Below are 621 nucleotides of genomic sequence, written 5' to 3'. Positions count from 1 at the left end.
TGCGGGACTTGGTGATCGTTCTGCAGAACCGGGGTCGCTCCATCCGATTCCCGCGCACATCCGGCGAGTTCCGGTCGGGTGATCTGGCTGTGCTGGTTGGTCGATGGGTCGATGGCATGCATGATGCGGTTGTCGACGAGGTGGCGAGCACCCTCGGTGCCGGCGGAGTGGGCCGCGATTACGCCCCATGGATTGTCGCCATGTTTTCCGGCAGGCTCTTCACGGAAGAGGCTGTGCGAAGGCGGTGGCAGGGTCCGCAGTCCTCCGGGGATGTGTCGTTGCCGGATGAGGTGCGGCTGGAGCTGACGGGGTGGCGTCCCGATCCGGGTGGGGGTGACAAGTTCACGGGTGCCATCAGGCGGGTCGAAGATGAGTGGGAATGTGCGATCCCGCTGGGTCGCACGACGAACGGCCGGTTCTTGTCCGAGCTGACGCGTGGGCTGTTCAGTGAATGGTCCTGGAAAATGAGCAAGCTTGACGACCCGGTCACTGGAAAACCTTACACGGTGCAAGAGATCATCAAAGTCAGCGGGGTCGAGATCAATGAGAAGTCATTGTCCGCCCTTGTGCAGGATTGGCGGGTGCGGATGTCGGCGGTGTTGTTGCCGCCGGAGGTGCGGG

Annotated in this window: 1 protein-coding gene; it reads left to right on the top strand. The window is 62.8% G+C overall.

Annotated elements, in window-relative coordinates; translation table 11 throughout:
- Positions 1-116 precede the first annotated feature (116 nt).
- Positions 117-621, top strand: a 505-nt coding sequence (locus tag IEZ09_RS46005; protein WP_229813584.1) for a hypothetical protein, incomplete at its 3' end; no start/stop codon positions are given.

Origin of the sequence: Lentzea flava (assembly GCF_014648475.1) — a bacterium.
Taxonomy (GTDB): domain Bacteria; phylum Actinomycetota; class Actinomycetes; order Mycobacteriales; family Pseudonocardiaceae; genus Lentzea; species Lentzea flava.
This window is presented reverse-complemented; position numbering and strand designations above follow the sequence as displayed.